Genomic DNA, 1525 nt, shown 5'->3' on the forward strand with positions numbered 1-1525 from the left:
CCAGGACGAGGCTATCAGCTATCGTGAGTTGAATGGCAGAGCCAACCGGTTGGCTCGTTATCTGTTGGCCCAAGGAGCCAAACCCGATAGCCTGGTGGCTTTGAGCGTGCGGCGTTCCATTGACGCTATGGTGGCATTGTTCGGTATTCTGAAAGCCGGCGCAGGTTATGTGCCGATAGATCCGCATTATCCGCCGGCCCGCTATGACTACATGCTCAGGGATAGCGGCGCAACTATTATTGTGAGCCAGTTGGGTGAGCTGGATACCCAGGATACCAGCGGATGTCATGTCGTCTATCTGGACGATATGACGTTCAGGCAAACTGCAGCAGCCACAGCGGCAGACAATATCGAGCCTGAAGCTATCGGTCTGCAACCGACTCATATGGCTTATATGATCTACACCTCCGGCTCTACCGGGCAACCGAAAGGGGTGATGGTCAACCATCATAGCGTCATCAACTTTTTGTACAGTGCCACCGCACTTTTTATGACGGACGACATTGATGGTTCTATTGTCAGCTCGGCGTTGACTTTTGATGCGACTGTGCAGTCGCTGTACCTGCCGTTGATGGCCGGCAAGTTTGTCGAACTATTGCCGCCAGACGACGAGCAGTTGTTTGTCGCAATGAACGATTATCTGCTGGACGATGAAAGCAGGCTGATTTTTAAACTGACGCCAACCCATTTAAAAGGCATGGCAGCCCAGACCGTGGTGGCACGGAATCCGCAATCCCGCCACGTGTTGGTGGTCGCCGGGGAACAGCTGACACGCGAAACTTTACAGCCTTGGTTTACCGAACGGCTGCCGAATTGTCGTTTTATCAACGAATATGGCCCGACTGAATGTACGGTCGGTAGCTGTACCTATGAAGTGACCAGTCTTGATTTTCCGACAGCTTCGCACAGCGTGCCTATCGGCAAACCGATGCACAATGTGCGGTTCTACGTACTCGATGGTCATCGCCAACTGGTGCCAGCCGGGGCGATAGGTGAACTTTATATCGGTGGGACATCGCTGGCCAGAGGTTATCTGAACCAGCCGGAGATGACGGCGCTGCGTTTTGTCGCAGATCCTTTTGCCGATGCGCCGCAAGCGCGCATGTACAAAACGGGCGATCTGGTGCGTTGGCTGCCAGATGGCAATATTGAGTTTGTCGGTCGAGTGGACCATCAGGTCAAAATCCGCGGCTTCAGGGTCGAGCTGGGGGAAATAGAGGCAGTGCTGGCGGCACAGCCGCAACTGAGCGATGCCGTTGTCACCGTTGATGCAAAAGGCGACGATGCGCAACTGGTCGCATATGTATGCCCGAGTCAGGACTACCTGCGGGCTCGGGCGGATGAATACAATGCTGAACATGTTGAACAGTGGACATTAGTCAACGATGACAAATATGCCGATTCGCTGGCGGTGGCGGAACCGGCAAAGGACAACTTTACCGGCTGGAATTCTTCATATACCGGCAGCAGGATTGCACAGGAGCAGATGCTGGAATGGCTGGAAAATACCGTCGCCGACATTCTG

The 1525-nt window shown here is 54.0% G+C and carries 1 pseudogene; it reads left to right on the plus strand.

Annotation, left to right across the window (positions count from 1 at the left end):
* Nucleotides 1-13 precede the first annotated feature (13 nt).
* Nucleotides 14-1261, plus strand: a pseudogene (locus tag A5320_RS22475) (non-ribosomal peptide synthetase); the annotation flags it as partial.
* Nucleotides 1262-1525 lie beyond the last annotated feature (264 nt).

The organism is Rheinheimera sp. SA_1 (assembly GCF_001669775.1).
Taxonomy (GTDB): domain Bacteria; phylum Pseudomonadota; class Gammaproteobacteria; order Enterobacterales; family Alteromonadaceae; genus Pararheinheimera.